This is a genomic window from Acidimicrobiales bacterium (assembly GCA_025455885.1).
Lineage (GTDB): Bacteria > Actinomycetota > Acidimicrobiia > Acidimicrobiales > Acidimicrobilacustridaceae > Rhabdothermincola_A.
Window position 1 is genome coordinate 57,440 of record JALOLR010000001.1, and the last position, 23,348, is coordinate 80,787.

The window sequence follows — 23,348 nt, forward strand, 5'->3', positions numbered from 1 at the left end:
CGGTGCGCCGACGGCCATGACGGCACCGGGTGGCCCGCCGGGAGCGCACGACCCGATCGGGCGCGCCCCGCTGCGGGTCCGCTGGTTGGGCTCGGTGCCCTACGGCGAGGCTCACGCCCTCCAGCACGCCCTGTTCGCCGGTCGCGACGACTGGCTGTTGCTGCTCGAGCACCCGCACGTCTACACGCTCGGCGCCCGGGGGCGTCCGGAGAACGTCCTCGTCGACCCGGCCGACGTCGGGGCCGAACTGGTCCGCAGCGACCGGGGCGGCGACGTCACCTATCACGGACCCGGGCAGTTGGTCGGCTATCCGATCTTCACCGTTCCCGGCAAGCGCGGTGGAGGCATGGCCGACACCGTCGCCTACGTGTGCTCGGTCGAGCAGCTCGTGATCGACACCCTCGCCGACCTCGGCCTCCCCGGAGCGGGCCGTCTCCGCGAGTACCCCGGCGTGTGGGTGGATCCCGGGGGGCCCACCCCCCGCAAGATCGCGGCCATCGGCGTGCGCCTCGACCGGGGGCGCTCGATGCACGGCTTCGCCCTCAATGTCGCCCCCGACATGTCGATGTTCGGCCACATCGTGCCGTGCGGGATCCCCGACAAGGGCGTCACATCCCTCGCCGAGGAGGGCGTCGACGTGACGATGGGTGACGTCGTCGACGCGCTCGTCGCCCGGGCGGTCGAGCGGTGGGCACCTGACGGGCGCCGTTGGGAGCGGGTCGGCGTCGTCGGCGCCCGGGCCGACGACCGCGACCTCTCGGCGTTCAGCCGAGGGCGTGGCGCCGGCGCCCCGGTCCGCACCGCTGCGGACCATCGTGGCGAGGGCGCGCCTGGTCCCGCGGGCGAGGTGGCCGACCAGGGGGCCGACCGGGTGGCTGTGGAGGTGGCCGTGGACGGTCCGTCGCGGCGGCTCCGGGGCCGCCTCGCCGACGCCGGGGTGGTGGGCGGCCTCGCCGTCGCCGAGCGCAAGCCCGAGTGGCTCCGGGCGCCGCTGCGCCTCGATCCTGCCGTGATCGCCACCGAGCGCACGGTCCGCGACCTCGGACTGGTGACCGTGTGCGAGGAGGCCGGGTGCCCCAACCGCTCCGAGTGCTGGGCCGACGGGACGGCCACCTTCATGATCAACGGGGAGCGCTGCACGCGGGCGTGCGGGTTCTGCCTGGTCGACACCCGCAAGCCCGCCCCGCTCGACCCGACCGAGCCCGAACGGGTCGCCGAGGCCGTCGAGCGGATGGCCCTGGGCTTCGCCGTCGTCACCACCGTCGCCCGCGACGACCTCCCCGACGAGGGCGCCGGGGCCATGGCCGCCACCGTCCATGCCATACGGCGCCGCACCCCGCACGTGCAGGTCGAGGTCCTCATCTCGGACTGCCGGGGCCGCCCGGAGGCCCTCGACCTGATCTTCGCCAGCCGGCCCGACATCGTGAACCACAACGTGGAGACCGTCCCGAGGCTGCAACGGGCGGTCCGGCCCTCGGCCGGCTACGCCCGTTCGCTGGCGGTGCTCGCCCGGGCCCGGGCCGCCGGCCTGGCCACCAAGTCGGGGCTGGTGGTCGGCATGGGGGAGACCGACGACGAGGTGGAGGGCACGCTCGCCGATCTGGCCGGGGTCGGGGTGGGGATCGTGACCATCGGGCAGTACCTGCGTCCGACCTCGCACCACCTCCCCGTCGACCGTTGGGTCCCGCCGGACCGGTTCGACCGGTACCGCGCCGTGGGCGAGGCCCTCGGGCTGGCCCACGTCGAGTCGAGCCCGCTCACGCGGTCGAGCTACCACGCCCGCCAGGCCGCCGACGCCGCCTCGGCGGGGGTCTGACACCAGGCCCACCGGTAGCCTCCGGACGTGCACGCTGACCGCCTGGCCCGGGTTCGGGCCGCCATGGACGCCGCCGGCGTCGACGTCTGCCTCCTCTCGGTCGGCCCCGATCTGCCGTGGCTCACCGGGTACGAGGCGATGCCGCTCGAACGCCTCACGATGCTCGTCGTCCCCCGTGAGGGCGACGCCACGCTGGTGGTGCCGAACCTCGAGGTGCCGAGGGTCGTCGAGCGCCCCGAGGTCTTCGGGGTGCGGGGTTGGGGGGAGACGGAGGACCCCGTCGCCATCGTCGCCGACCTCGTCGGGCCGGCCGGGGTGGCGGCGATCGGCAACCACACCTGGGCCCAGTTCCTCGTCGGGCTCCAGACGGTCCGACCCGACCTCCGGTTCACGACCTCCTCGGAGGTCGTCGGCCCGCTCCGGGCGGTCAAGGACGCGGCCGAGGTCGAGGCGTTGCGCCGCGCCGCGGCGGCCGTGGACCGCATCGCCGGTGAGCTCCAGAGCGGTGCCGTCGCACTCGTCGGTCGCACCGAGGCCGAGGTGTCCGCGGAGCTCGGCCGGCGCATCCTCGCCGAGGGTCACGGCCGGGTGAACTTCGCCATCGTTGCCGCCGGGCCCAACGCGGCCAGCCCCCACCACGAGCCCGGCGACCGCGTCATCGGCCCCGGCGAGGTCGTGCTGTGCGACTTCGGCGGGACGATGTTCGTCGAGGGCGGCGCCGGCTACTGCTCCGACATCACCCGGTGCGTCGTCACGGGCCCGATCCCCGACGACGTGGCCGAGGTCTACGGGGTGCTCCAGGAGGCCCAGGCCGCCGCCGTCGAGGCCGGCGTGCCCGGGACGCCCTGCGAGGTCGTCGACGCCGCCGCCCGGCGCATCATCGCCGACGCCGGCTACGGCGACCGCTTCGTCCACCGCACCGGGCACGGCATCGGGGTGGAGGCCCACGAGGACCCTTACATCGTCGACGGCAACACGACACCGCTCGTCCCGGGTCACGCCTATTCCGTCGAGCCCGGCATCTACCTGCCGGGTCGGTTCGGGCTGCGCCTCGAGGACATCGTCGTCACCACCCCGGACGGTCCGGAGGCGCTGAACCGCGCCGACCACCGGCTCGTGGCCGTCGACGCGTGAGCTTCCCCGCGAAGGGCGCCCGGCCCCGGTGATCAGCTTCGACGCGGCCTCGGTGCTGCTGCAGTGGGCGACGGGCGGCCTGTTCTTCCTGTGGATCACGACCCGCCGTCGAGAGGTCTCCCTCGGCTACGGATGGCTCATGCGCGGCACGTACGGGTTGATGGCCGCCGGCGCGGCGTACATCGGGATCGCGGTGATCGAGCCGAACCTCGTCCGTGACGCGTCCGCGGTCGGGGTGGCGCTGGCGACCGGGTTCGCGCTGACCGTGTCCGTCGTCCGCCGCAAGGCCGGTGTGGCCGGCCAGGTCGAGCTGGCCGAGGCGCGCACCGCCCGGGTGGCGGCCATGACCGGCATCGAGCGCGAGGCCGCCGGCAAGGACGCGTCCGTGCCCGAGTTCGACCCCCGCCTCGACCTCGTCGCCCCGATCATCGGGGTGGTCGGCGTGGTGGCCGCCGCGGTGGCCGCCGCCGACGCCGCCGACGGCCGGGTGTGGTTGGCCGTGGCCCGCTTCGTCGTCGGGGCGGCCTTCCTCGGGGCCGTCACCGACGCCATGCTGCTCGGCCACTGGTACCTCGTGCAGCCGGGGATGCCCCGCGGCCCGCTGCTCGAGCTGGTGCGCTGGACCGGGTGGCTCTGGGTGCCGGAGGTGGTGCTGCTCCTCGTCCCCGTGGGCATGGTCTCGGCCCTCAACGGCACCATCGACGACGGGTACAACGGCCTGCTGGCGTGGTTCTGGGCCATGTCCGTGGTCACCACCATCGGGCTCGTGGTCGTCACCCGGCTCGCGCTCAAGGAGCGGTCCTACAGCGCCGTCATGGCCGCCACCGGCCTGCTCTACCTGGCGATCCTCACCGCGTTCGGCATCGATCTCGTGGCGAGGGCGCTACTTTCCTGAGTCTCGGGCGGGAAGGAGCTCCCCATGCCTCGTGCCATCTGGAGTGGATCGATCAGCTTCGGCCTGGTCAACATCCCGGTGAAGCTCTACAGCGCGGTCAGCCGCAAGACGGTGCACTTCAACCAGGTCGACCGGCGCAGCGGCAGCCGGGTCAAGCAGAAGCGGGTCGACGCCGAGACCGGTGACGAGGTCCCGTGGGAGGAGATCGTCAAGGGCTACGAGCTGCCCGGCGGCGGCTACGTGACCGTGACGGACGACGAACTCGCCGCACTCGACCCGAAGGCGGTGCGCACCATCGAGATCGAGGAGTTCGTCGACCAGTCGGCGATCGACCCCGTGCTCTACGACGCCGCCTACCTCCTCGTCCCCGACAAGGTCACCAAGCCCTACGCACTGCTGGCCCGGGCGATGGAGGCCGAGGGCAAGGTCGGCATCGCGCACCTGGTCATGCGCACCAAGCAGTACCTCGCCGCCATCCGGCCCCAGGACGGTCGCCTGGTCCTGTCCACGATGGTCTACGCCGACGAGCTCAACGACCCTGCCTCGATCCCCGAGCTGGCCGAGGTGGGCGACGTCGAGGTCTCCGACCGGGAGCTGGCCATGGCCACCCAGCTGGTCGAGTCCCTGTCGACCGACTTCGAACCCGATCGATTCCAGGACACCTATCGGGAGGCGGTGCTCGAGCTCATCGAGCGCAAGGCGGCCGGGGAGGACGTGATCGCCCCCGTCGCCGACGCCGAGCCCGACCGGGTCGTCGACCTGATGGCCGCCCTCGAGGCCTCGGTCGCCGCCGCCAAGCAGACCCGGGCCCGCCACCCGACCGCCCACCCCGACCCCGCCGACGACGCGGACGCCTCCCGGAGCGGCGCCGCCGAAGCCCCGGCGGAGAAGCGCCAGTCCGCCTGAGCCGCGTTCGGGGCACGGCGCAGCCACCGGGCGCCGAAACGCCCGCTGCTAGATTTCGCCCCATGGCGACCGTCGAGGGCACCCCTGTCGAAGCGGGCTCCAGTCGCTACCACGTCGAGGTCGACCCCTCCGCGGCGAACAACGCCCACGCCATGAGCCTGCGCTTCGTCGGCTTCGACCGCGACGTGCTCGAGGTCGGCGCCGGCGCCGGGCACGTCACCGCCGTCCTCGCCGAGCGCGGCAACCGGGTCACCGCCGTCGACGTCGACGCCGATGCGCTCCAGGGTGCGGCCCGTCACGCCGTGGCCGCCCATGCCGGCGACCTCGACGTCACGCCGCTCGACGAGCTCGTCGGGGCGAACACCTTCGACGCCGTGCTCCTCGGTGACGTCATCGAGCACGTCCGCGACCCGGTGAGGGTGCTGCGGTCCGCTCGTCGGGTCCTTCGCCCCGGTGGCTCCATCGTGGTGTCCGTGCCGAACGTCGCCCACGTCGACCTGCGCCTGCACCTCTTCATCGGCCGTTGGCAGTACCAGCCCATCGGCCTGCTCGACGCCACCCACCTGCGCTTCTTCACCCGCACCACCCTCGAGGAGGCGCTGGCGGCGGCGGGCCTGCGGATCTCGGCCCTCGAGCGCGTCTTCCGTCCCGTCTTCGGCTCCGGGCTGAACGTCGGACCCGGTGACGTCGCCCCGGAGATCGTCGAGGAGCTGCTCCTCGACCCCGAGGCCGAGACCTTCCAGTTCGTGGTCCACGCCAAGCGGGAGGAGGACGCGCTCGACGCCGCGGAGAGCGAGGCGCGTCTGCTCGAGGCCGACGAGCTGCTCCTTCGCGCCCGCCGCCGGGCAGAGGCCCTGGAGGAGCAGCTCGGGATCGTGCGCGAGCGCGAGCTCGAGCTGGCGGTGGAGCTCGACGCCGTCAACGCCGACCGCGATCGGCTCCGGGCCGAGGCGGCGGAGGCCCGCGAACGCAGCGCCGGGCTCGATGCCGAGCTCGGAGCGTTGCGGCGACTCCTGCCCGTTCGCCTGACCCATGCGCTGCACCGGAGGTACCGGCGGTTCCGGGTCACACCACGGTGACGACGCCCGCCGGCGGACCCGACCAGGATCGAGCGGAGTCGGGAGATCCCCGCTCGCCTCACCGGTTGCTGGCGTTCTACCTCCCGCAGTTCCACGTCTTCCCCGAGAACGACGCCTGGTGGGGCTCCGGCTTCAGCGAGTGGCGCAACGTGGTGAAGGCCCGCCCGCTCTTCCCCGGTCACGAGCAGCCCCGCCTGCCCGGCGAGCTCGGCTTCTACGACCTGCGGGTGCCCGAGACCCGGGAGCTGCAGGCCTCGCTCGCCCGAGCTCACGGCATCGACGGCTTCTGCTACTACCACTACTGGTTCCACGGTCGCCGCATGCTCGAACGTCCCCTGGCCGACGTGCGCCGCAGCGGCTCCCCGGACTTCCCGTTCTGCCTCTTGTGGGCCAACGAGAACTGGACGCGCACCTGGGACGCCGGCCAGCGCGAGATGCTGATCCCGCAGACCTACAGCGCCGAGGACGACGAGGCCCACGGGCGCTACCTGGTGGAGCAGTTCGCCGACGACCGCTACGTCCGCGTCGGGGGTCGTCCCCTCTTCGGGGTGTACAGGGTGCAGACCCTCCCCGACCCGAAGCGCACCTTCGACCTCTGGCGGCGCCTGGCCGTCGAGGCCGGTGTCGGCGAGCCCTACGTCGTGAAGTTCGAGTCGTGGGGCGACTTCAGCGACCCCGCCGCTTTCGGGTGCGACGCCTCGGCCGAGTTCCCTCCCCACGGGGTCTTCGAGCACGTCGAGCGGGTCCACCCCGTCGGGTCCGACCCTCGCAACGAGATCGCCGACTACCGCGACGCCGCCCGGTTCTTCGCGGACCGCCCCGACCCCGACTGGACCCGCTATCCGACCGTCGTCCCGAGCTGGGACAACACCCCCCGCCGGCCCCAGGGCCCCGCCAAGCTCCTCCTGGGGCGCGATCCGGCGTGGTTCCGGGCGTGGTTGGAGGCGGCGATCAAGCGGGCCCGGCGCACCCCCGAACGGCTGGTGTTCGTCAACGCGTGGAACGAGTGGGCCGAGGGCGCGTACCTCGAGCCCGACGAGGTCCATGACCGCGCCTTCCTCGAGGCGATCCGTGCGGCCCGGGAGGCCACGGGCCTCCCGCCCACGTCGATCGCGCCCGCCCGCCACGACGAGCCGGGCGAGCCGCTCGGCATCGGCGAGGCCTACGCCGCGCTCTACGCCCGCGACGTCGAGCTCCAGCACGCCCACGTCGAGCTGCAGGGGCTCATCCAACGCCGGATCGAGGCCGCCACCCTCGAGGACCGCCGGCGGATCGCCGACCTCGAGGCCGAGCTGCTCCGCTGGCGCCGGGCCTGACCCGGACCCCGACGGGAGGGGCGCTCAGCGGGCCACGAAGTACTTGGCGCGGGGGTGGTGGCAGATCAGCGCCGAGGTGGTCTGCTCGGGCTGGTACTGGAACCCGGTCTCCTCGCTGACCTCCACCCCGAGGCGTCCGACGTCGAGGAGCTCGGCGACGGTGAGGTTGTCCTCGAGGTCGGGGCACGCGGGGTAGCCCCACGAGTAGCGGCCGCCCCTGTACTGCTGGCGGAAGAGCCCGGCCAGTGACGGACCGTCCTCGTCGGCGTACCCCCACTGCTCGCGGATGCGCCGGTGCCAGAGCTCGGCGAGGGCCTCGGCCATCTCCACTCCGAGGCCGTGGACGAGCAGGTAGTCCTGGTACCGGTCGGCGGCGAACAGCTCGGCGGTCACGTCGCTCACCCGCTGGCCCATCGTCACGATGTGGAAGGCCGCATAGTCGGCCTCGCCCGAGTCGACCGGTCGGAAGAAGTCGGCGATGCAGAGGTGCGGGCTCTGGCGCTGCCGGGGGTAGTGGAAGCGGGCCCGTTCGGTGCGGCGGTCCTCGCCGGTCCAGATCACGAGGTCGTCGCCGTCGCCGTTGGCCGGGAAGAACCCGTAGACGAGCTGGGGGACCAACATGTCCGACGCCTTGGCCTCGGCGAGCTGCTCGCGCAGGATCGGGCGGATCCGGGCCTTGAACTCCTCGTCGGTCTCGGCCGTGCCGTCGGCCCGGCTCTCCGGGCGGAACTGCCACTGGTTGCGGAACAGGGCGGTCTCGTTGATGTACCCCGCGATGTCGTCGAGGGGGATGCCCTTCACCACCTCGGTGCCGAGGAACGGCGGCACGGGCACCGGGTTGTCGGTCTCCACCTCGGGGGAGCGGGCCGGGACGGGCTCGGAAGGTCCGTCGTCGTTGCGGTTCGAACCGGTGCGGGCCGGCACCCGGCTCTCGCTGGGCACCCGCCCCCAGTCGGGGTCGTCCGGCCCGCCGCGCTTGATCTCGCCGAGGCGGTCCATCACCCGCAGGCCCTCGAAGGCGTCCTTGCCGTAGAAGAGCCGACCCTCGTAGACGTCGCGCAGGTCGCGCTCGACGTAGCTGCGGGTGAGCGCCGCCCCGCCGAGCAGCACGGGGATGTGCGAGAGCTCGCGCTCGTTCAGGACCTCGAGGTTGTCGCGCATGATCAGGGTCGACTTCACGAGCAGGCCGCTCATGCCGATGGCGTCGGCCCCGACCTCGACCGCCTTCTCGATCATCTCGGTGATGGAGATCTTGATGCCCAGGTTGGTGACCTCGTAGCCGTTGTTGGTGAGGATGATGTCCACCAGGTTCTTGCCGATGTCGTGGACGTCGCCTTTGACCGTGGCCAGCACGATGCGACCCTTCCCGCCGGTGTCGTCCTTCTCCATGTGCGGCTCGAGGTGGGCGACGGCCTTCTTCATGGTCTCGGCGGACTGGAGCACGAAGGGCAGCTGCATCTCCCCGCTGGCGAAGAGGTCGCCCACCACCTTCATGCCGGCCAGGAGCACGTCGTTGATGATGGCGAGGGGCGCGAGGCCCGACGCCATCGCCCGATCGAGATCGTCCTCGAGGCCCTCGCGCTCGCCGTCGATGATGCGTTGGCTGAGGAGCTGCTCCACCGTCCAGTCGCTGCGGTCCTCCTGCTCGACGGTCGTCGCCTCGACGTCGGAGAAGATCTCGAGGAGCGCGGTGAGCGGGTCGTAGTCGTCGCGGCGGCGGTCGTGGACGAGGTCGAGGCACACCTCGCGCTGCTCGGCGGGGATCTTGTTGAGCGGCATGATGCGGGCGGCGTGGACGATGGCGGAGTCGAGCCCGGCCTGGACGCACTCGTGCAGGAAGACCGAGTTGAGCACGTGCCGGGCGGCCGGCTTCAGGCCGAACGAGACGTTCGAGACCCCCAGCGTCGTGTGGACCCCCGGGAGCTCGGCCTTGATGCGGCGGATGGCCTCGATCGTGGCGACGGCGTCACCCCGGAGGTCGTCGTCGCCGGTCGAGAGCGGGAAGGTGAGGGCGTCGAAGATCAGGTCGCTCGGCTCGAGGCCGTAGCGGTCGACGGCGAGGTCGTGGATCCGGTGGGCGATGCGCAGCTTCCACTCGACGTCGCGGGCTTGGCCCTCCTCGTCGATGAGCAGGCAGATGATCGCCGCGCCGTACTCCTTGGCCAGTCGCATCACCCTGTCGAGGCGACTGCCCTCGGCCTCGCCGTCCTCGAGGTTGGCGGAGTTGAGGATGGCGCGGCCCCCCAGCCAGGACAGCCCGGCCTCCATCACCTGGGGCTCCGTCGAGTCGAGCACCAGCGGGACGCTGGCCTGGGTGGCCAGCAGCTTGGCCAGCTCGTCCATGTCGGTGGTGCCGTCGCGACCGACGTAGTCGACGCAGAGGTCGAGGACGTGGGCGCCCTCACGCACCTGGTCCTTGGCCATCTGCACGCACGTCTCGAGGTCGCCCTCGAGCATGGCCTCGCGGAACTTCTTCGACCCGTTGGCGTTCGTGCGCTCGCCGATGATCATGAACGACGTGTCCTGCTCGAACGGGACCAGGGAGTAGATCGACGTGGCGCCGGCCTCGTGCACCGGCGCGCGGGCCGCCGGGGTGAGGTCGCGGCAGCGGTCCACCACCGCGGCGAGGTGCTCGGGGGTGGTGCCGCAGCACCCGCCGATCACGCTCACGCCGAGCTCGGTCACGAACCGGGCGTGGTGCTCGGCGAGCTGGTCGGGCGTGAGGTCGTAGTGCATCGCCCCGTCGACGACGCTCGGCAACCCGGCGTTGGGGATGCACGAGATCGGCATGCGGGCGTGGGCGGCGAGGTGGCGCAGGTGCTCGCCCATCTCCACCGGACCGGTGGCGCAGTTGATGCCGATCACATCGGGTCGCAGTGGGTCGATCGCCGCCAGGGCGGCCGCGATCTCGGTGCCCGGCAGCATGCGCCCGGTGAGCTCCATGGTGACCTGCACCTGCAGTGGGACGTCGCGCCCGAGGGTGCGCATCGCCCGTCGGGCCCCGTTCATCGCCGCCTTGACGGTGAGCAGGTCGAACATCGTCTCGATGATGATCAGGTCGACGCCGCCGGTGAGCAGCCCGTGGCTCTGCTCCTCGTAGTGGTCGCGCAGCTCGGCGTAGCGGATCTGGCCGAGCGACGGGAACTTGGTGCCGGGGCCGATCGAGCCCGCCACCCAACGAGGCCGGTCGGGGGTGGCGAACGACGACGCCACCTCCTTGGCCACCCTCGCGGCGGCCACGTTGAGCTCGTGGCTCCGGTGGGCGATGCCGTACTCGGCCAGTGGGATCGCGAACGCCCCGAAGGTGTCGGTCTCGACGATCTCGCAGCCGACTTCGAGGTAGGCGGCGTGCAGTTCGGCGAGCACGTCGGGCCGGGTGACGGCGAGCAGCTCGTTGCACCCCTCGAGCTCGGCACCGCCGAAGTCGTCGGCGGTGAGCTCCCGGGCCTGGATGCCGGTGCCCATCGCCCCGTCGTAGACGACGACCCGCTCGCGGGCGGCGTCGAGGAACGAACTGCTCATCGTGGGGTGCTCCTGGCGCGTCGAAGAAGGATCTCCATCATCGCCGGAGCCGGGGCGATCACGCCCTCCCCATCAGGACAGCTCGAGGCGGTGGCGACGATACCAGCGCCCCGGCGCCGGTCGGCACCCACGCCGTCGGTACGATCGGGCCGGTGAAGATCTACACGCGCACCGGTGACGACGGCACGACCGGCCTCCTCTACGGGGGGCGGGTGCCGAAGGACTCCGCCCAGCCCACCGCCTACGGGTCGGTCGACGAGGCCCAGGCCGCCATCGGCGTGGCCCGCGCCGCCACCGACGACGTCGAGCTGGGCGACCTGCTCCTCGGCCTGGAGCGCGACCTGTGGGTGCTGATGGCCGAGCTGGCCACCGACCCGGCCAACCGCGACAAGCTCACCGACGACAAGAGCCGCGTCACCGATGCCATGGTCGAGCGGCTCGAGCGGCTCATCGACGACGTGAGCGAGCGCTTCGAGCCCCCGACGGAGTTCGTCGTGCCGGGCGAGACGATGGTCGCCGCGCTGCTCGACGTGGCCCGTACCGTCGCCCGCCGCGCCGAGCGTGACGCCCTCTCCGCGGCGGCGGAGGGTGCTGCCGTCGTCCCCTACCTGAACCGTCTGTCCGACCTGCTCTGGACGCTGGCCCGTTGGCAGGAGGGCGAGTCGCGCCCCACCCGCTCGGTCGCGTCCGGCTGACCCAGGAGCGCCCATGCCGCCGCTGATCGAGTACGCCCGAGAGTTGCCCGACGGGCTGGAGATGGTGGCGGTGCCGGTCACCGCCGAGACGGGCCTCGACCTCGCCGAGGCCGGTCTGCCGGCCGCGGCGCTGGCCGCGCAGGGCTTCACCGGCGCCGCCGGCCAGGTGGCGATCCTCCCCGTCGAGGGCGGGCCGACCCTGATGGTCGTGGGCGTGGGGCCGGTCGACGAGGTCGACCCCGACGGCCTGCGCCGGGCGGCCGGGCTGGCCGTGCGGGCCGGGCGGCGGGTGGCGTCGGTCGGGCTGCGCCTGCTCGACGTCGTCCCCGCCGACGCTTCGCCGGCCCGGCGAGCCGACGCCGCCCGGGCCGTTGCCGAGGGGGCTCGCCTGGGCGCCTACGCCTACCGGGAGATGCGCTCCGATCCCGACGAGGAGCCGCTCACCTCCGTGGTCGTCGCCGGTCGGGGTGGCGCCCGCGTGGCCGCGGCCGTCGAGCAGGGCGTCGCCGTCGCCGAGGCGCAGTGCCTCGCCCGTGACCTGGTGAACACCCCCGGCGGGCACCTCACGCCGGCGGCGCTCGCCGAGGTCGCCGTCGAGATCGCCGAGCGCGAGGACCTCAAGGTCACGGTGCTCGGTCCCGCCGAGATCGCCGAGGCCGGCCTCGGGGGCCTGCTGGGGGTGAACCGCGGCTCGGAGCAGGAGCCCCGGTTCGTGGAGCTCTGCTACGAGCCCGAGACGCCCCGGGGCACCCTGGCCTTCGTCGGCAAGGGCATCACGTTCGACTCCGGCGGTCTCTCCCTCAAGACGGGGGAGGGGATGATGACGATGAAGATGGACATGGGCGGCGCCGCCGCCGTGCTCGGTGCCTTCTCCGCGCTGCGGGTCGTCTCGCCCCGCTGCCGCGTGGTCGGCTACCTGCCCGTCACCGACAACATGACCGGTGGCGACGCCACCCGCCCGGGCGACGTGCTCGCCATGCGCAACGGCACCACCGTCGAGGTGCTCAACACCGACGCCGAGGGTCGGCTGATCCTCGCCGACGCCCTGTGCCTGGCCAGCGAGGCGCAGCCCGACGCCATCGTCGACCTGGCCACCCTCACCGGCGCGGTGGAGATCGCCCTCGGGACCCGGATCGCCGGCCTCCTCGCCAACGACGACGGATGGCAGCGACAGGTCGGCGATGCCGCGTCCGCCGCCGGTGAGCGGGTGTGGGCTCTGCCCATGCCGGCCGACTACCGCCCCCGACTCGACTCCGACGTCGCCGACCTGCGCAACATCCCGAAGGGCAAGGGCGCGGGGACCATCACCGCCGCGCTCTTCCTGGCGGAGTTCGTGGCCGACGACATCCCGTGGGCCCACCTCGACATCGCCGGGACGGCGTGGTGGGGCGACGCCGACGACGGGCAGTGGACGACCGGGGCCACGGGGTTCGGCGTGCGTACGTTGCTCGAGCTGGCCCGGACGTTCAGGCCTCCTCGGCGGGCCCGCGCCCCGCGCTGAGTACGCCCGGCCCACCGGCGGCCGACGGTCGGGAGTCCCCGATCGCCGGCGCCGGGGGCCGCGACGACCGTGGCCCGGGGGTGGGGTCCACGGTCGGCACCGGGCGGGGCAGGGGGGACCCCGGCCCAGGTGCGGCGAGGCGGGCGGACGGTGGCGCCGTGGCCAGCGCGGCGACCGGGGCCGACGCGGTCGGCGGCGTCGGTCGCCCGTCCTCGAGCGCGGCGTGGGCGGTGACCGCCCAGCGCACCGCCTCGAAGGCGATGGCGGGATGGAAGCGCCACCGGTGCAGCTGGCGCTCGCAGGCCTCCGGGGCCTCACCGAGCTCGAGCAGCGAGAGCGCCAGGCGCCGGGCCCGCTCTTGCAGCTGGGTGCCGGTGGGGTGGCCCTGGGGTCGGGTCACCCAGGCGTCGTGCTCGGCGCGCAGGTCGTCGGGGAGGCGCTCGGTCTGAGCCCGGTTGAGCGGGGCCAGTCGGCGCCGGACCTCGAGGTTGGTGTGGCCGTACAGACGTGCCGCCCCGAACCGGCAGCAGCGTTCGACGGTCTTCATGATCGGGGCGTTGCGGCCGCCGCGCATCCCCACGCCGAGGCACCGGGCGACGTCGGCGAGGTCGAGCTCGAAGCCCTCGGGCTCGACGTCGAGACGGTCGGCCACGCGGCGCAGGAACCAGATCGTCGAGGGACCCAGCACCGGCAGCCAGAACCGCTCGGTGTAGGCGCCCCTGGGGTCGACGCCGAGCTCGTCGACGACGGGGTCGGCCCAGGCCTCGACGTGCAGGCGGGGGAGGGGTGCGGGGATCTCGGTGCTGAACGACATGGTGCCTCCTGGGGTGTCCGCCGGCTCGCAGCGCGTCTCGCCTCGATGGTTCTCGGGACATTTCCGGCAACGTGAATGTCTCAGATGGCATGTGAAGTGTCAAGAGTCACGGACAGGGGTGGAGAGGGGACGAGGGCGCGTCGGGGCCGTCCCGGAGCTGCCGCCGGTGGGGTAGACGCGAGGGGTGCCCGACTCCGTACCCGACTCCGTGCCTGACCCCGTGCCCGACGCCGTGCGCCACACGCCCGTCCCGGTGGCCTCGGTCGGTGGGTGGCGCGCGGTGCTCACCCGGATCGGCCGACGCATCAGCGCCGACAACGCGGTGCTCCTCGCCGCCGGCGTGGCGTTCTTCGGGATCTTCGCCGTCTTCCCCACCGTGGTCGCGGTGGTCAGTGTCTACGGGCTGGTGTCCGATCCCGCCGACGTGACCGAGCAGGTGGCCGATCTCACCGAGGCCCTCCCGGAGCCGACCCGCGACTTCCTCCTCGACCAGGCGAACGCCGTGGTCGCCACGGGGAGCACCGAGTTGGGCGTGGCGCTGGTGCTCGCCATCGCCGTCGCCCTCTGGTCGGCCTCGAGCGGGGTGCGCCACCTCATGGAGTCCATTCGCGCCGCCTACGGCGAGCCGCGCCAGAGCTTCGTGCGCCTGCGGGCCCAGGCCCTGCTCCTCGCCGTCGCCGGCGTCGTGTTCCTCGCCGTCCTGGTGGCGGCGCTCACGGTCGTGCCCACGATCCTCCGTCGGGTCGCCCCCGACGCCACCTGGTTGTCGTCCTACGTGCGGTGGCCGGTGATCGCCGCGTTGATGGTCGCCGCCCTCGGGGTGCTGTACCGCATCGCGCCGAGCCGCGACACCCCTCGACGGCGCTGGTGGTCACTCGGTGGCGTCGTCGGCACCGCGCTCTGGCTGGTGTCCTCGGTCGGCCTGGCCGTCTACTCGGCCCTCCTCGCCGACATCGAGGCCTCGTACGGCTCGTTCGGCGCGGTGCTGGTCACCATGGTGTGGCTGTGGTTGTCGGCCCTGAGCGTCCTGGTCGGGGCGTACCTCAACGACGAGACCGAACAGCCCGCCACGGGCGCCGGCGCGTCGCGATCCGGGTGAGAATGGCGGCCATGGATCCCCTCGAGGCCATTCCGGGACCGGTCGCCGCCGGGCTGGGCAGGTGAGCGGTTCCCCGTCGGCGGACGATGCCGCGCTGGCCGCGGCGCGCGCGCTCCTGGCGGGGGCGACGCGGATCGCAGTCCTCACCGGCGCCGGCATCAGCACCGAGTCGGGCATTCCCGACTTCCGTGGGCCCGACGGCGTGTGGACCCGCGACCCGGCCGCCGAGAAGCGCTCGACCATCGACCACTACGTGGCCGATCCCGGGGTCCGACGGGCGGCGTGGCGGATCCGCCTCGAGTCCGAGATGTTCGACGCCCGCCCCAACCCCGGCCACCTGGCGGTCACCGACCTCGACCGCCAGGGGCGGCTCCACACCCTCGTCACCCAGAACATCGACGGCCTCCACGCCGAAGCGGGGGTCGATCCCGATCGGATCGTCGAGGTGCACGGGACCGTGCACGAGTTCGTCTGCCTCGGATGCGACGACCGGGGGCCGATGGTCGACGCCCTGGAGCGGGTGCGGGCGGGGGAGGAGGATCCGGCGTGCATCCGGTGCGGGGGCATCCTGAAGTCGGCCACCGTCATGTTCGGTCAGGCCCTCCTACCCGAGGACCTCGCCCGGGCCGAGCGGGCCGTGCTCGAGGCCGACGCCATGGTCGCCGCGGGCACCAGCCTCGCGGTGTACCCGGTGGCGGCGATGGTCCCCCTCGCTCTGGAGGTGAGCTGCCCCGTCGTCATCGTCAACGCCGAGGCCACGCCGTTCGACGACGAGGTCGACGCGGTCGTCCGCGGGTCGACCAGCGCCGTGCTGCCCGCCCTCTTCGCCGCCCCCTGACCGGTCGGCGTCCCGTCCGCGGGCCTCCCACTGCGGCGAAGGTCGCAGAATGCCGACCAAGTAGGTAGGCTTTCGCCACTCCGGTCCACCCGCCGCCCGTCCCCCGACGGCCGGCCCACCTCGAAGGGGCGCCGTGCCCACCTTCCGTGACCTCCTCAACCAGACGAAGGCCCAGATCCGCGAGGTGTCGCCCGACGAGGCCGACACCCGCCGCGACACCGAGCCCGAGACGGTCTTCCTCGACGTCCGCGAGCCCGACGAGTTCGACCAGGGGGCGATCCCCGGAGCGGTGTTCATCCCCCGCGGCCACCTCGAGGCCCAGGTCGAGGGCCGCATCCCCGACCGCGACACCCCCGTCGTGGTGTTCTGCGCCGGCGGGGTGCGCTCCGCGTTCGCCGCGAAGACCCTCGGCGAGCTGGGCTACACCGACGTCGTCTCGATGACCGGCGGCTTCAACCAGTGGAAGGACCAGGGGCGCCCCTGGGCCACGCCGCGCACGCTCACGCCCGAGCAGCGCAACCGCTACCAGCGCCACCTGCTGCTCCCCGAGGTCGGCGAGGAGGGTCAGCTGGAGCTGCTCGACGCCAAGGTGCTGCTCCTCGGCGCCGGCGGGCTCGGCTCGCCGGCCGCCCTCTACCTCGCCGCGGCGGGCGTCGGCACCATCGGCATCGTCGACATGGACGTCGTCGACGAGTCGAACCTCCAGCGCCAGATCGTCCACAACCTCGACCGCGTCGGGATGCGCAAGGTCGACTCGGCCCGCGAGACGATCGAGAAGCTCAACCCCGACGTCACCGTCGTCACCCACGACACCCGCCTCGACGCCACCAACGTCGTCGAGCTGCTCGAGCGGTACGACCTCGTGGTCGACGGGGCCGACAACTTCCCGAGCCGTTACCTGCTCAACGACGCGTCGCTGAAGACCGGCACCCCGGTCGTGCACGGCTCGATCTTCCGCTTCGAGGGTCAGGTCACCGTCTTCACGCCCCACGACGGCCCCTGCTACCGCTGCTTCCTCCCCGAGCCGCCCCCGCCCGAGCTCGCCCCGTCCTGCGCCGAGGCCGGCGTCCTCGGTGTCCTTCCGGGCATCATCGGGTCGATCCAGGCGCTCGAGGCCATCAAGCTCCTGTTGGGTCTGGGCGACTCGCTGTCGGGGCGGCTGCTCGCCTACGACAGCCTCGAGCAGTCCTTCATGACCTACAAGATCCGTCGTGACCCGAACTGCCCGGCGTGCTCGATCGACCCCGCCGACGTCGTGATCGCCGAGTACGACCAGTTCTGCACGCCGCACCCGGTCCCCGCCCCCGTGGGCTGAGCACGGGGGCGGTCCACCGTCCGGGCGGGGGTCCGTCCTCGGGGAGGGAAGGGTGCCGCCGCCCGAGCGCCGACCGTTGCTAGCGTCGAGCCGGGCGGAGCCTCTCCGGGTGCCGTCGCGCCCTCGTCCCCGAGGTCTCCTGATGCCGCCAGTCCCGCCGCTCCGCCGACGCCCTTCGCGGGTGGCCGCGGCGATCGCCGTCGCTCTCGGGCTGGCCGTCGTCCTCGGGGCCTGCATCCCCCTCGTCGACCCGCCCACCTCGGGGCGCACGTTCGGCCGCGGACCGGTCGACGCGGTCACCGAGGCCGCCTCGGCGCACCCCAAGTGCGCCGGGCTCACGTCGGCCGAACTCGCGGCGATGATGATGGTGCCCACCTACCCCGAGACCGGCGGCCCCGTCCCCTCGCCGATGACCCTCGGACGCTCCGACACCCTCGCCGTCTGGTCGCTCAACCGGAACCTGTTCGCGTTCTCCCAGACCACCGGCCCCTACGTCGCCGCCTACTTCACCGCCGGGGTCGGCATGTGGCAGTTCGACTCCGCCGGTGGGTGGAACCTGACCGCCGCCGGGGCGATCGACTCGGTCAGCTCGGCCCGCCAGGCCGCCAACACCATCGCCTTCCGCTACTGCAACCCGCCCTCCGGGGTGGCCCGCGACGACGTGTCGCTGCGGCGCTACTCCTGGGGCCCGTGGTACGGGTGCAGCACGTCGTCGGGATGGAACTGCGAGCAGCTCTACCAGCAGCTCTACGAGAACGAGGCCCTCGACACCGCCGTCGACGACCGGGTCGGGCGCTACGGCGGCATGGAGCAGCGGACCTGCGACGTCGCCGGGCTCGGGAGCGGGCTCACGTGCTGGTACGTCGACCCCGCGCGGGCACAGGGCTCGACGGGCTGGCGCAGCGGCACCTACAACCCGACCAACCCGAACAGCTTCACCCCCCTGCCCAGGCCGTTCTACGTCGTGGAGGTGAACGGGCGGGAGTACCGCTACTGGCTGCCCGCCGACACCGGCTTCGACATCGGCATCACGGGGCACAAGCCGGTCACGGCCAACGCCCGGACGTCGCTCGTCTGGGAGGCCTCGGCCCCGCTGTGCGACCGGACCGCCGGGCGCGGCCAGTGCGGGGCGGCCCCCCGCGTCGCCGGCACGCCCTGGGGGCCCCGCTCCGCGGATCCGATCGGGGCCCTCGACGGCGTCACCGCCCGCCCCGACGGCTCGGCCCGCGTGACCGGGTGGGCCATCGACCCCGACACCTCCGACCCCATCGACGTGCACCTCTACGTCGACGGCGTCGGCGCGGCGTCGGTGCGGGCCGCCACCGATCGTCCCGACGTCGCCGCCGCCGTCCCCGGCTACGGCGCCAACCACGGCTACGACACCGTCATCGGCGTGGGCGTCGGCACCCACGAGGTGTGCGCCTACGCCATCAACGTCGGCCCGTTCGGCACCACCAACCCGCTGATCGGCTGTCGGAGCGTCACGGTCAGCGGCGAACCCGTCGGGAACCTCGAGGCGGTGACCGCCACGGCGGGCGGCGTCCGGCTCAGCGGGTGGGCGATCGACGCCGACACCACCGGTCCGCTCGACGTCCACGTGTACGTCGACGGGGCGTGGGGTCGCTCGATCGTCGCCGACCGCGTCCGGGCCGACGTCGGCGCGGCCTACCCGCGGGTCGGTCCGAACCACGGCTTCGACGCCGTCGTCGCCACCACGAGCGGGGCCCGACGGGCCTGCGCCTACGCCATCAACGCCGGACCCAACGGCGCCACCAACCCCCTTCTCGGCTGCGTGACCGTCACCGTCGACGCCAACCCGTTCGGCAACTTCGAGTCGGCGGTCGCCACCGCCGGCGGGGTGCTGGTGTCGGGTTGGGGCATCGACCCCGACACCAACGACGCCTCCGTCCAGGTCACCGTCGACGGCGGCGCCCCGGTCACGCTGGCGACCTCCGCGCTCCGTGACGACGTGGCCCTGGCCTACCCCGGTCGGGGCTCGGGCCACGGCTTCTCGGCCACCGTCCCCGCCGCGCCGGGCGCCCGTCAGGTCTGCGCCCGACTCGTCAACCAGGGCCCGGGGGCGTCGGTGTCGATGGGCTGTCGCACCGTCACCGTGACCAGTGGCAACCCCTTCGGCAACTTCGAGGCCGCCCGCCGCACCGCGCAGGGGGTGCAGATCATCGGGTGGGCCCTCGACCCGGACACCGTGGCCCCCGTGACGTTGCACGTCTACGTCGGGGGCGCCTTCGCCGGCTCGGTGCCCGCCGACCGCCCCCGCCCCGACGTCCAGGCCTTCTATCCCGGCTACGGGCCCGCCCGGGGCTTCGACGCCCTCGTCACGTCCGCGCCGGGTGCGCCGATCTGCCTCTTCGCCATCAACGTCGGCCCCGGCACCGAGAACACCCTCCTCGGGTGCGCCGCCCCCTGACGCCCCCGGTCGGGGAGGTCGGGGGCTCGGAGCGGCGGTCGTGCTGCTAGACACGTCCGGGTGAAGGGTCTCATCCTCTCCGGCGGCGCGGGCACGCGGCTGCGTCCGATCACCCACACGAGCGCCAAGCAGCTCGTCCCGGTGGCCAACAAGCCCATCCTCTTCTACGGCATCGAGGACATGGTCGAGGCGGGCATCACGGAGATCGGCATCATCACCGGCGAGACCGGTCCGGAGATCCGCGCCGCGGTCGGGGACGGCTCGCGGTGGGGCGCACGGGTCACCTACATCCCGCAGGACGAACCGCTCGGCCTCGCGCACTGCGTCCTCATCGCCCGGGAGTTCCTCGGCGACGACGACTTCGTGATGTACCTCGGCGACAACCTGCTCCGCCAGGGGATCGCCGAGTTCGTCGAGACCTTCGAAGCCGACCGGCGGCGCTTCGACCCGGCCTCGCCCGACGGCCCCGAGGCCGCCCCCTCGGCTCAGATCCTGCTGGCCCGGGTCCCCGACCCCCAGCGCTTCGGGGTCGCCGAGATCGGACGTGACGGCGAGGTCGTCCGTCTCGTCGAGAAGCCCGACGACCCGCCGTCGGACCTCGCTCTCGTCGGCGTCTACCTGTTCGACCCGAGCATCCACGACGCGGTCGCCGCCATCGAGCCGTCCCCGAGAGGGGAGCTCGAGATCACCGACGCCATCCAGTGGCTCATCGACGCCGGGCACCGGGTCCGCCACGAGGTCCTCGACGGGTGGTGGAAGGACACCGGCAAGCTCCAGCCCCTCCTCGAGGGGAACCGCCTCGTCCTCGAGACCATCGAGCCGGCCGTCCTCGGCAGCGTGGACGCCACCTCGCTGATCGACGGGCGCGTGGTCATCGAGGCCGGCGCGGAGATCGTCAACTCCACGGTCCGGGGTCCGGCCATCATCGGGGAGCGGACCCGGGTCGTGAACAGCTACATCGGGCCGTTCACCTCGGTGTACTTCGACTGTGAGATCGTGAACTCCGAGATCGAGCACTCGGTGGTGCTCGAGCAGTCCAAGGTGCTCGACATCCCCCGCGTGGCCGACTCGCTGATCGGCAAGCAGGTCGTCGTGCACCGTTCCACCACCCGGCCGCACGCCACCCGGCTGATGCTCGGCGACCACTCGGTGGTCGACCTGGCCTGAACGCCCCGCCGAGCAGCCTCGGGGCGGGCCTGCAAGACTTCAGGCCTCGCCGTCGCGTGCCGATGTGACGGTGATCCCGGCGTTCCCTCCGGTCGCCCCTTCGGTCACCCCCGCCATGGCCCTCCCCGCACCGCATCCCCGTCGGTCGTCGCCGCGCCGGACCGCGCCGCGGCGCGCCGTGACGGCCGTGCTGGCCGTGGTGGCCGCCGTCCTCTCCGTCACCGGGGTGGCCGCGCCGGCGGGGGCGCTGCTCACGGGCATCGACGTCGCCAGCCACCAGCACCCGGGTGGCGCGGCGATCAACTGGTCGCAGGTGCGCGCCGCCGGGCACTCCTTCGCCTTCGTGAAGGCGACCGAGGGCACCACCTACCGCAACCCCTACTACGGCACGGACTTCGCCGGCGCCGCCGCCGTCGGGCTCTTCCGGGGCGCGTACCACTACGCCCGCCCCGCCTACCCGCTGTCGACGGCGGTCGACCAGGCCCGCTACTTCGTGGCCACCACCGGCAGCCTCGGCGGGCCCCTCGACCTGCCGGGGGTGCTCGACCTCGAGGAGACCGGTGGCCTCGCCCGGGCCGACCTCGCCCAGTGGGCCCGGCTGTGGCTGGCCGAGGTGGAACGCCTCACCGGCCGGCCGCCGATCGTCTACACCGGCTACTACTTCTGGCGTGACGCGGTGGGCAACCCGACCGACATCGGTGCCCGGTACCGCCTGTGGCTGCCCAGCTACCCGACCGACCCCAACTCGACCACGTTCCGCCCCCTCGTCCCGGCCGGATGGGCCACCTGGACCTTCTGGCAGTACACGTCGTCCGGTCGGGTGCCGGGCATCGTCGGCGACGTCGACCTGAACCGGTACTGCTGCGACCCCGCCGGCCTGGCCGGCCTGGCCGGCAACGGCGCCGGGGCGGGCAACCCGTTCGGGAACCTCGAGGCGGCGACCCGCCTGCCCGCGGGCGTCGCGGTGAGCGGCTGGGCCATCGACCCGGACACGACCGGCCCCGTGGACGTCCACGTCTGGGCCGACGGCCGTTACGCCGGGCGTCTGGTCGCCGACGTCGACCGACCCGACGTCGGCAACGCCTACCCGGGCTTCGGGCCCCGCCACGGCTTCAACGGCAGCGTCCCCGTGCCGCCCGGGACGAGCCAGGTGTGCGTCTACGCCATCAACGTCGGCTCCGGTTCGGTGAACCCGGGGCTCGGATGCGCCCGCGTCGCCGGCAACCCGATCGGCAACCTCGAGGGGGCGGCGGTCACCGCCGACGGCAACGTCGTCGCCAGCGGATGGGCGCTCGACGCCGACACGCCCGACCCGATCGACGTCCACGTCTACGTGTCCGGCCGGTGGGGCCAGTCCGTGCGGACCCTCTCGGTGCGCGACGACGTGCGCGCCGCCTATCCGGGCGCCGGGGCGACGCAGGGCTGGTCGGCATCGTTCCCGGGGCTCCCCGCGGGAGCCCACTCGGTGTGCGCCTACGCCATCAACGTGGGGCCAGGCACCACGAACCCCCTGCTCGGCTGTCGGAACGTCGTGGTGCCGGTCGTCAACCCGATCGGGGCCGTGGACGGCGCGACCGTCGGCCTCGGTGCGGCCCGGATCCGGGGCTGGGCGCTCGACTTCGGCACCCCCGGGCCGATCGGCGTGCACATCTACGCCAACGGCGCGTTCCGGCGTTCCGTCGTGGCGGATCGGGTGCGCGACGACATCGGGCGGTTCTTCGGCGTCGACTCGCGCAAGGGCTTCGACGAGACGCTCGACCTCCCGAGCGGCAGGACCACCCTGTGCGCCTACGGGATCAACGTGGGTGCGGGCGACACCAACACGCTGCTCGGTTGCCGGGTGGTCGACGTCGGGGCGAACCCGGTCGGCAACCTCGAGGCGGTCACCAGGGCGGGTGACGCGGTCACCGTGAGCGGCTGGGTGATCGACCCGGACACGTCCGGCCCGATCGACGTGCACGTCTACGTCGACGCCGGATGGGGCGGGCTGACGGCGGCCGGCCTGACGAGACCGGACGTGGGTGCGGTGTACCCGAGGTACGGGCCCGACCACGGCTTCTCGCTCCGGATCCCCGTGGCGCCCGGGCCGCGGCGGGTGTGCGTCTACGCCATCAACGCTGGCCCGGGCAGCGACAACCCCCTCCTCGGCTGTCGCACGGTCTGAGCGCACGACCGGTCGCCCGGCTCGTTTCGGACCGCGGATAGCCTCGCCGGGCCGACCGATCGAGAGGGCCGACTCCCAGTGGCGACCGTCCAAGCGTCCGAGACCATCCACGGCGTGTACGTCGTCGACCCCGTCGTCCACGGCGACGAGCGGGGCTTCTTCGTCGAGACCTACCGACGGGAGTGGTTCCCCCAGGGCCGCGAGATGATCCAGGGCAACCGGGGCGACCGTCAGGCGGGGGCGGTGGTGGGGTTGCACTACCACCTCCACCAGGCCGACTACTGGTACGTGCCCTACGGGACGGCCCGGGTCGTGCTGCACGACCTGCGCACCGGGTCGCCCACCGACGGCGCCACCCTGTGCCTCGACCTCGGCGTGCAGCCCGACGGCACCAACCCCCACCGGGGCGTCTTCATCCCCCCCGGCGTCGCCCACGGGTTCGCGGCCCTGACCGACATGACCATCACGTACCTCGTCGACGGCTACTACAACGCCACCGACGAGCTGGGGGTGGCGTGGGACGACCCGGCCGTCGACGCCGACTGGGGGGTCAGCGACCCGATCCTCTCCGCCCGCGACCAGGCCAACCCGCGTCGTGCCGACATCGCGCCGCAGTGGCAGCCCCATCTCGGGCTCCGTCCCTGATCCGCCCGCGACGA

The 23,348-nt window shown here is 73.1% G+C and carries 17 protein-coding genes; 15 read left to right on the plus strand and 2 right to left on the minus strand.

Annotation, left to right across the window (positions count from 1 at the left end):
* Positions 1-16: 16 nt before the first annotated feature.
* From lipA to MUE36_00335, 6 genes are all read left to right on the plus strand, one after another.
* Positions 17-1,816, plus strand: coding sequence for a lipoyl synthase (lipA, locus tag MUE36_00310; protein ID MCU0309372.1), 1,800 nt, complete (start codon positions 17-19; stop codon positions 1,814-1,816).
* Positions 1,817-1,843: 27 nt separating this feature from the next.
* Positions 1,844-2,950, plus strand: coding sequence for a Xaa-Pro peptidase family protein (locus MUE36_00315; GenBank protein MCU0309373.1), 1,107 nt, complete (start codon positions 1,844-1,846; stop codon positions 2,948-2,950).
* Between the two features lie 28 nt (positions 2,951-2,978).
* Positions 2,979-3,845 carry a hypothetical protein gene (locus MUE36_00320; protein ID MCU0309374.1) on the plus strand — a complete coding sequence of 289 codons (867 nt, stop codon included), beginning with the start codon at positions 2,979-2,981 and terminating at the stop codon, positions 3,843-3,845.
* Positions 3,846-3,869: 24 nt separating this feature from the next.
* On the plus strand, positions 3,870-4,751 hold the full coding sequence (locus MUE36_00325) for a Ku protein (protein ID MCU0309375.1): 882 nt from the start codon (positions 3,870-3,872) through the stop codon (positions 4,749-4,751).
* A 62-nt stretch (positions 4,752-4,813) separates the two neighbouring features.
* A complete protein-coding gene (locus tag MUE36_00330) occupies positions 4,814-5,830 on the plus strand; it encodes a class I SAM-dependent methyltransferase (protein MCU0309376.1) in 1,017 nt (338 codons plus the stop codon).
* Positions 5,831-5,895: 65 nt separating this feature from the next.
* Positions 5,896-7,146, plus strand: a complete 1,251-nt coding sequence (locus tag MUE36_00335; protein MCU0309377.1) for a glycoside hydrolase family 99-like domain-containing protein — start codon at positions 5,896-5,898, stop codon at positions 7,144-7,146.
* A 24-nt stretch (positions 7,147-7,170) separates the two neighbouring features.
* Here the strand turns inward: MUE36_00335 and metH are convergent, their stop codons facing one another.
* Positions 7,171-10,668, minus strand: coding sequence for a methionine synthase (metH, locus tag MUE36_00340; protein ID MCU0309378.1), 3,498 nt, complete (start codon positions 10,666-10,668; stop codon positions 7,171-7,173).
* A 152-nt stretch (positions 10,669-10,820) separates the two neighbouring features.
* On the opposite strand from metH, the gene MUE36_00345 reads away from it, so the two are divergent.
* Complete coding sequence (locus tag MUE36_00345; protein MCU0309379.1) at positions 10,821-11,363, plus strand: cob(I)yrinic acid a,c-diamide adenosyltransferase; 543 nt, start codon at positions 10,821-10,823, stop codon at positions 11,361-11,363.
* Between the two features lie 13 nt (positions 11,364-11,376).
* On the plus strand, positions 11,377-12,864 hold the full coding sequence (locus MUE36_00350) for a leucyl aminopeptidase (GenBank protein ID MCU0309380.1): 1,488 nt from the start codon (positions 11,377-11,379) through the stop codon (positions 12,862-12,864).
* Here MUE36_00350 and MUE36_00355 read toward each other — a convergent pair.
* On the minus strand, positions 12,830-13,678 hold the full coding sequence (locus tag MUE36_00355; GenBank protein ID MCU0309381.1) for a hypothetical protein: 849 nt from the start codon (positions 13,676-13,678) through the stop codon (positions 12,830-12,832). The two genes, MUE36_00350 and MUE36_00355, sit on opposite strands and share 35 nt — an antisense overlap.
* Before the next feature lie 184 nt (positions 13,679-13,862).
* Here MUE36_00355 and MUE36_00360 point away from each other — a divergent pair, with 184 nt between their 5' ends.
* The 7 genes from MUE36_00360 to MUE36_00390 all read left to right on the plus strand — a co-directional run bounded on the left by MUE36_00360 (position 13,863) and on the right by MUE36_00390 (position 23,334).
* Positions 13,863-14,777: a YihY/virulence factor BrkB family protein gene (locus MUE36_00360; protein ID MCU0309382.1), complete on the plus strand. Its 915-nt coding sequence runs from the start codon at positions 13,863-13,865 to the stop codon at positions 14,775-14,777.
* A 61-nt stretch (positions 14,778-14,838) separates the two neighbouring features.
* Positions 14,839-15,615, plus strand: a complete 777-nt coding sequence (locus tag MUE36_00365) for a Sir2 family NAD-dependent protein deacetylase (protein MCU0309383.1) — start codon at positions 14,839-14,841, stop codon at positions 15,613-15,615.
* A gap of 133 nt (positions 15,616-15,748) precedes the next feature.
* The gene (gene moeB, locus MUE36_00370; GenBank protein ID MCU0309384.1) at positions 15,749-16,930 is read left to right on the plus strand and encodes a molybdopterin-synthase adenylyltransferase MoeB; all 1,182 of its coding nucleotides are present in this window, start codon (positions 15,749-15,751) and stop codon (positions 16,928-16,930) included.
* 181 nt (positions 16,931-17,111) lie between these two features.
* Positions 17,112-19,358: a hypothetical protein gene (locus tag MUE36_00375; GenBank protein ID MCU0309385.1), complete on the plus strand. Its 2,247-nt coding sequence runs from the start codon at positions 17,112-17,114 to the stop codon at positions 19,356-19,358.
* A gap of 60 nt (positions 19,359-19,418) precedes the next feature.
* Positions 19,419-20,525, plus strand: a complete 1,107-nt coding sequence (locus MUE36_00380; protein ID MCU0309386.1) for a glucose-1-phosphate thymidylyltransferase — start codon at positions 19,419-19,421, stop codon at positions 20,523-20,525.
* Positions 20,526-20,589: 64 nt separating this feature from the next.
* The gene (locus MUE36_00385) at positions 20,590-22,689 is read left to right on the plus strand and encodes a glycoside hydrolase family 25 protein (GenBank protein MCU0309387.1); all 2,100 of its coding nucleotides are present in this window, start codon (positions 20,590-20,592) and stop codon (positions 22,687-22,689) included.
* A gap of 78 nt (positions 22,690-22,767) precedes the next feature.
* On the plus strand, positions 22,768-23,334 hold the full coding sequence (locus MUE36_00390; GenBank protein MCU0309388.1) for a dTDP-4-dehydrorhamnose 3,5-epimerase: 567 nt from the start codon (positions 22,768-22,770) through the stop codon (positions 23,332-23,334).
* Positions 23,335-23,348 lie beyond the last annotated feature (14 nt).

Excerpts from the sequence above, each read along its gene's own strand:
- lipA (MCU0309372.1), top strand. The coding sequence starts at position 17 with ATGACGGCACCGGGTGGCCCGCCGGGAGCGCACGACCCGATCGGGCGC.
- MUE36_00325 (MCU0309375.1), top strand. The coding sequence starts at position 3,870 with ATGCCTCGTGCCATCTGGAGTGGATCGATCAGCTTCGGCCTGGTCAAC.
- MUE36_00330 (MCU0309376.1), top strand. The coding sequence starts at position 4,814 with ATGGCGACCGTCGAGGGCACCCCTGTCGAAGCGGGCTCCAGTCGCTAC.
- metH (MCU0309378.1), bottom strand. The coding sequence starts at position 10,668 with ATGAGCAGTTCGTTCCTCGACGCCGCCCGCGAGCGGGTCGTCGTCTAC.
- MUE36_00350 (MCU0309380.1), top strand. The coding sequence starts at position 11,377 with ATGCCGCCGCTGATCGAGTACGCCCGAGAGTTGCCCGACGGGCTGGAG.
- MUE36_00355 (MCU0309381.1), bottom strand. The coding sequence starts at position 13,678 with ATGTCGTTCAGCACCGAGATCCCCGCACCCCTCCCCCGCCTGCACGTC.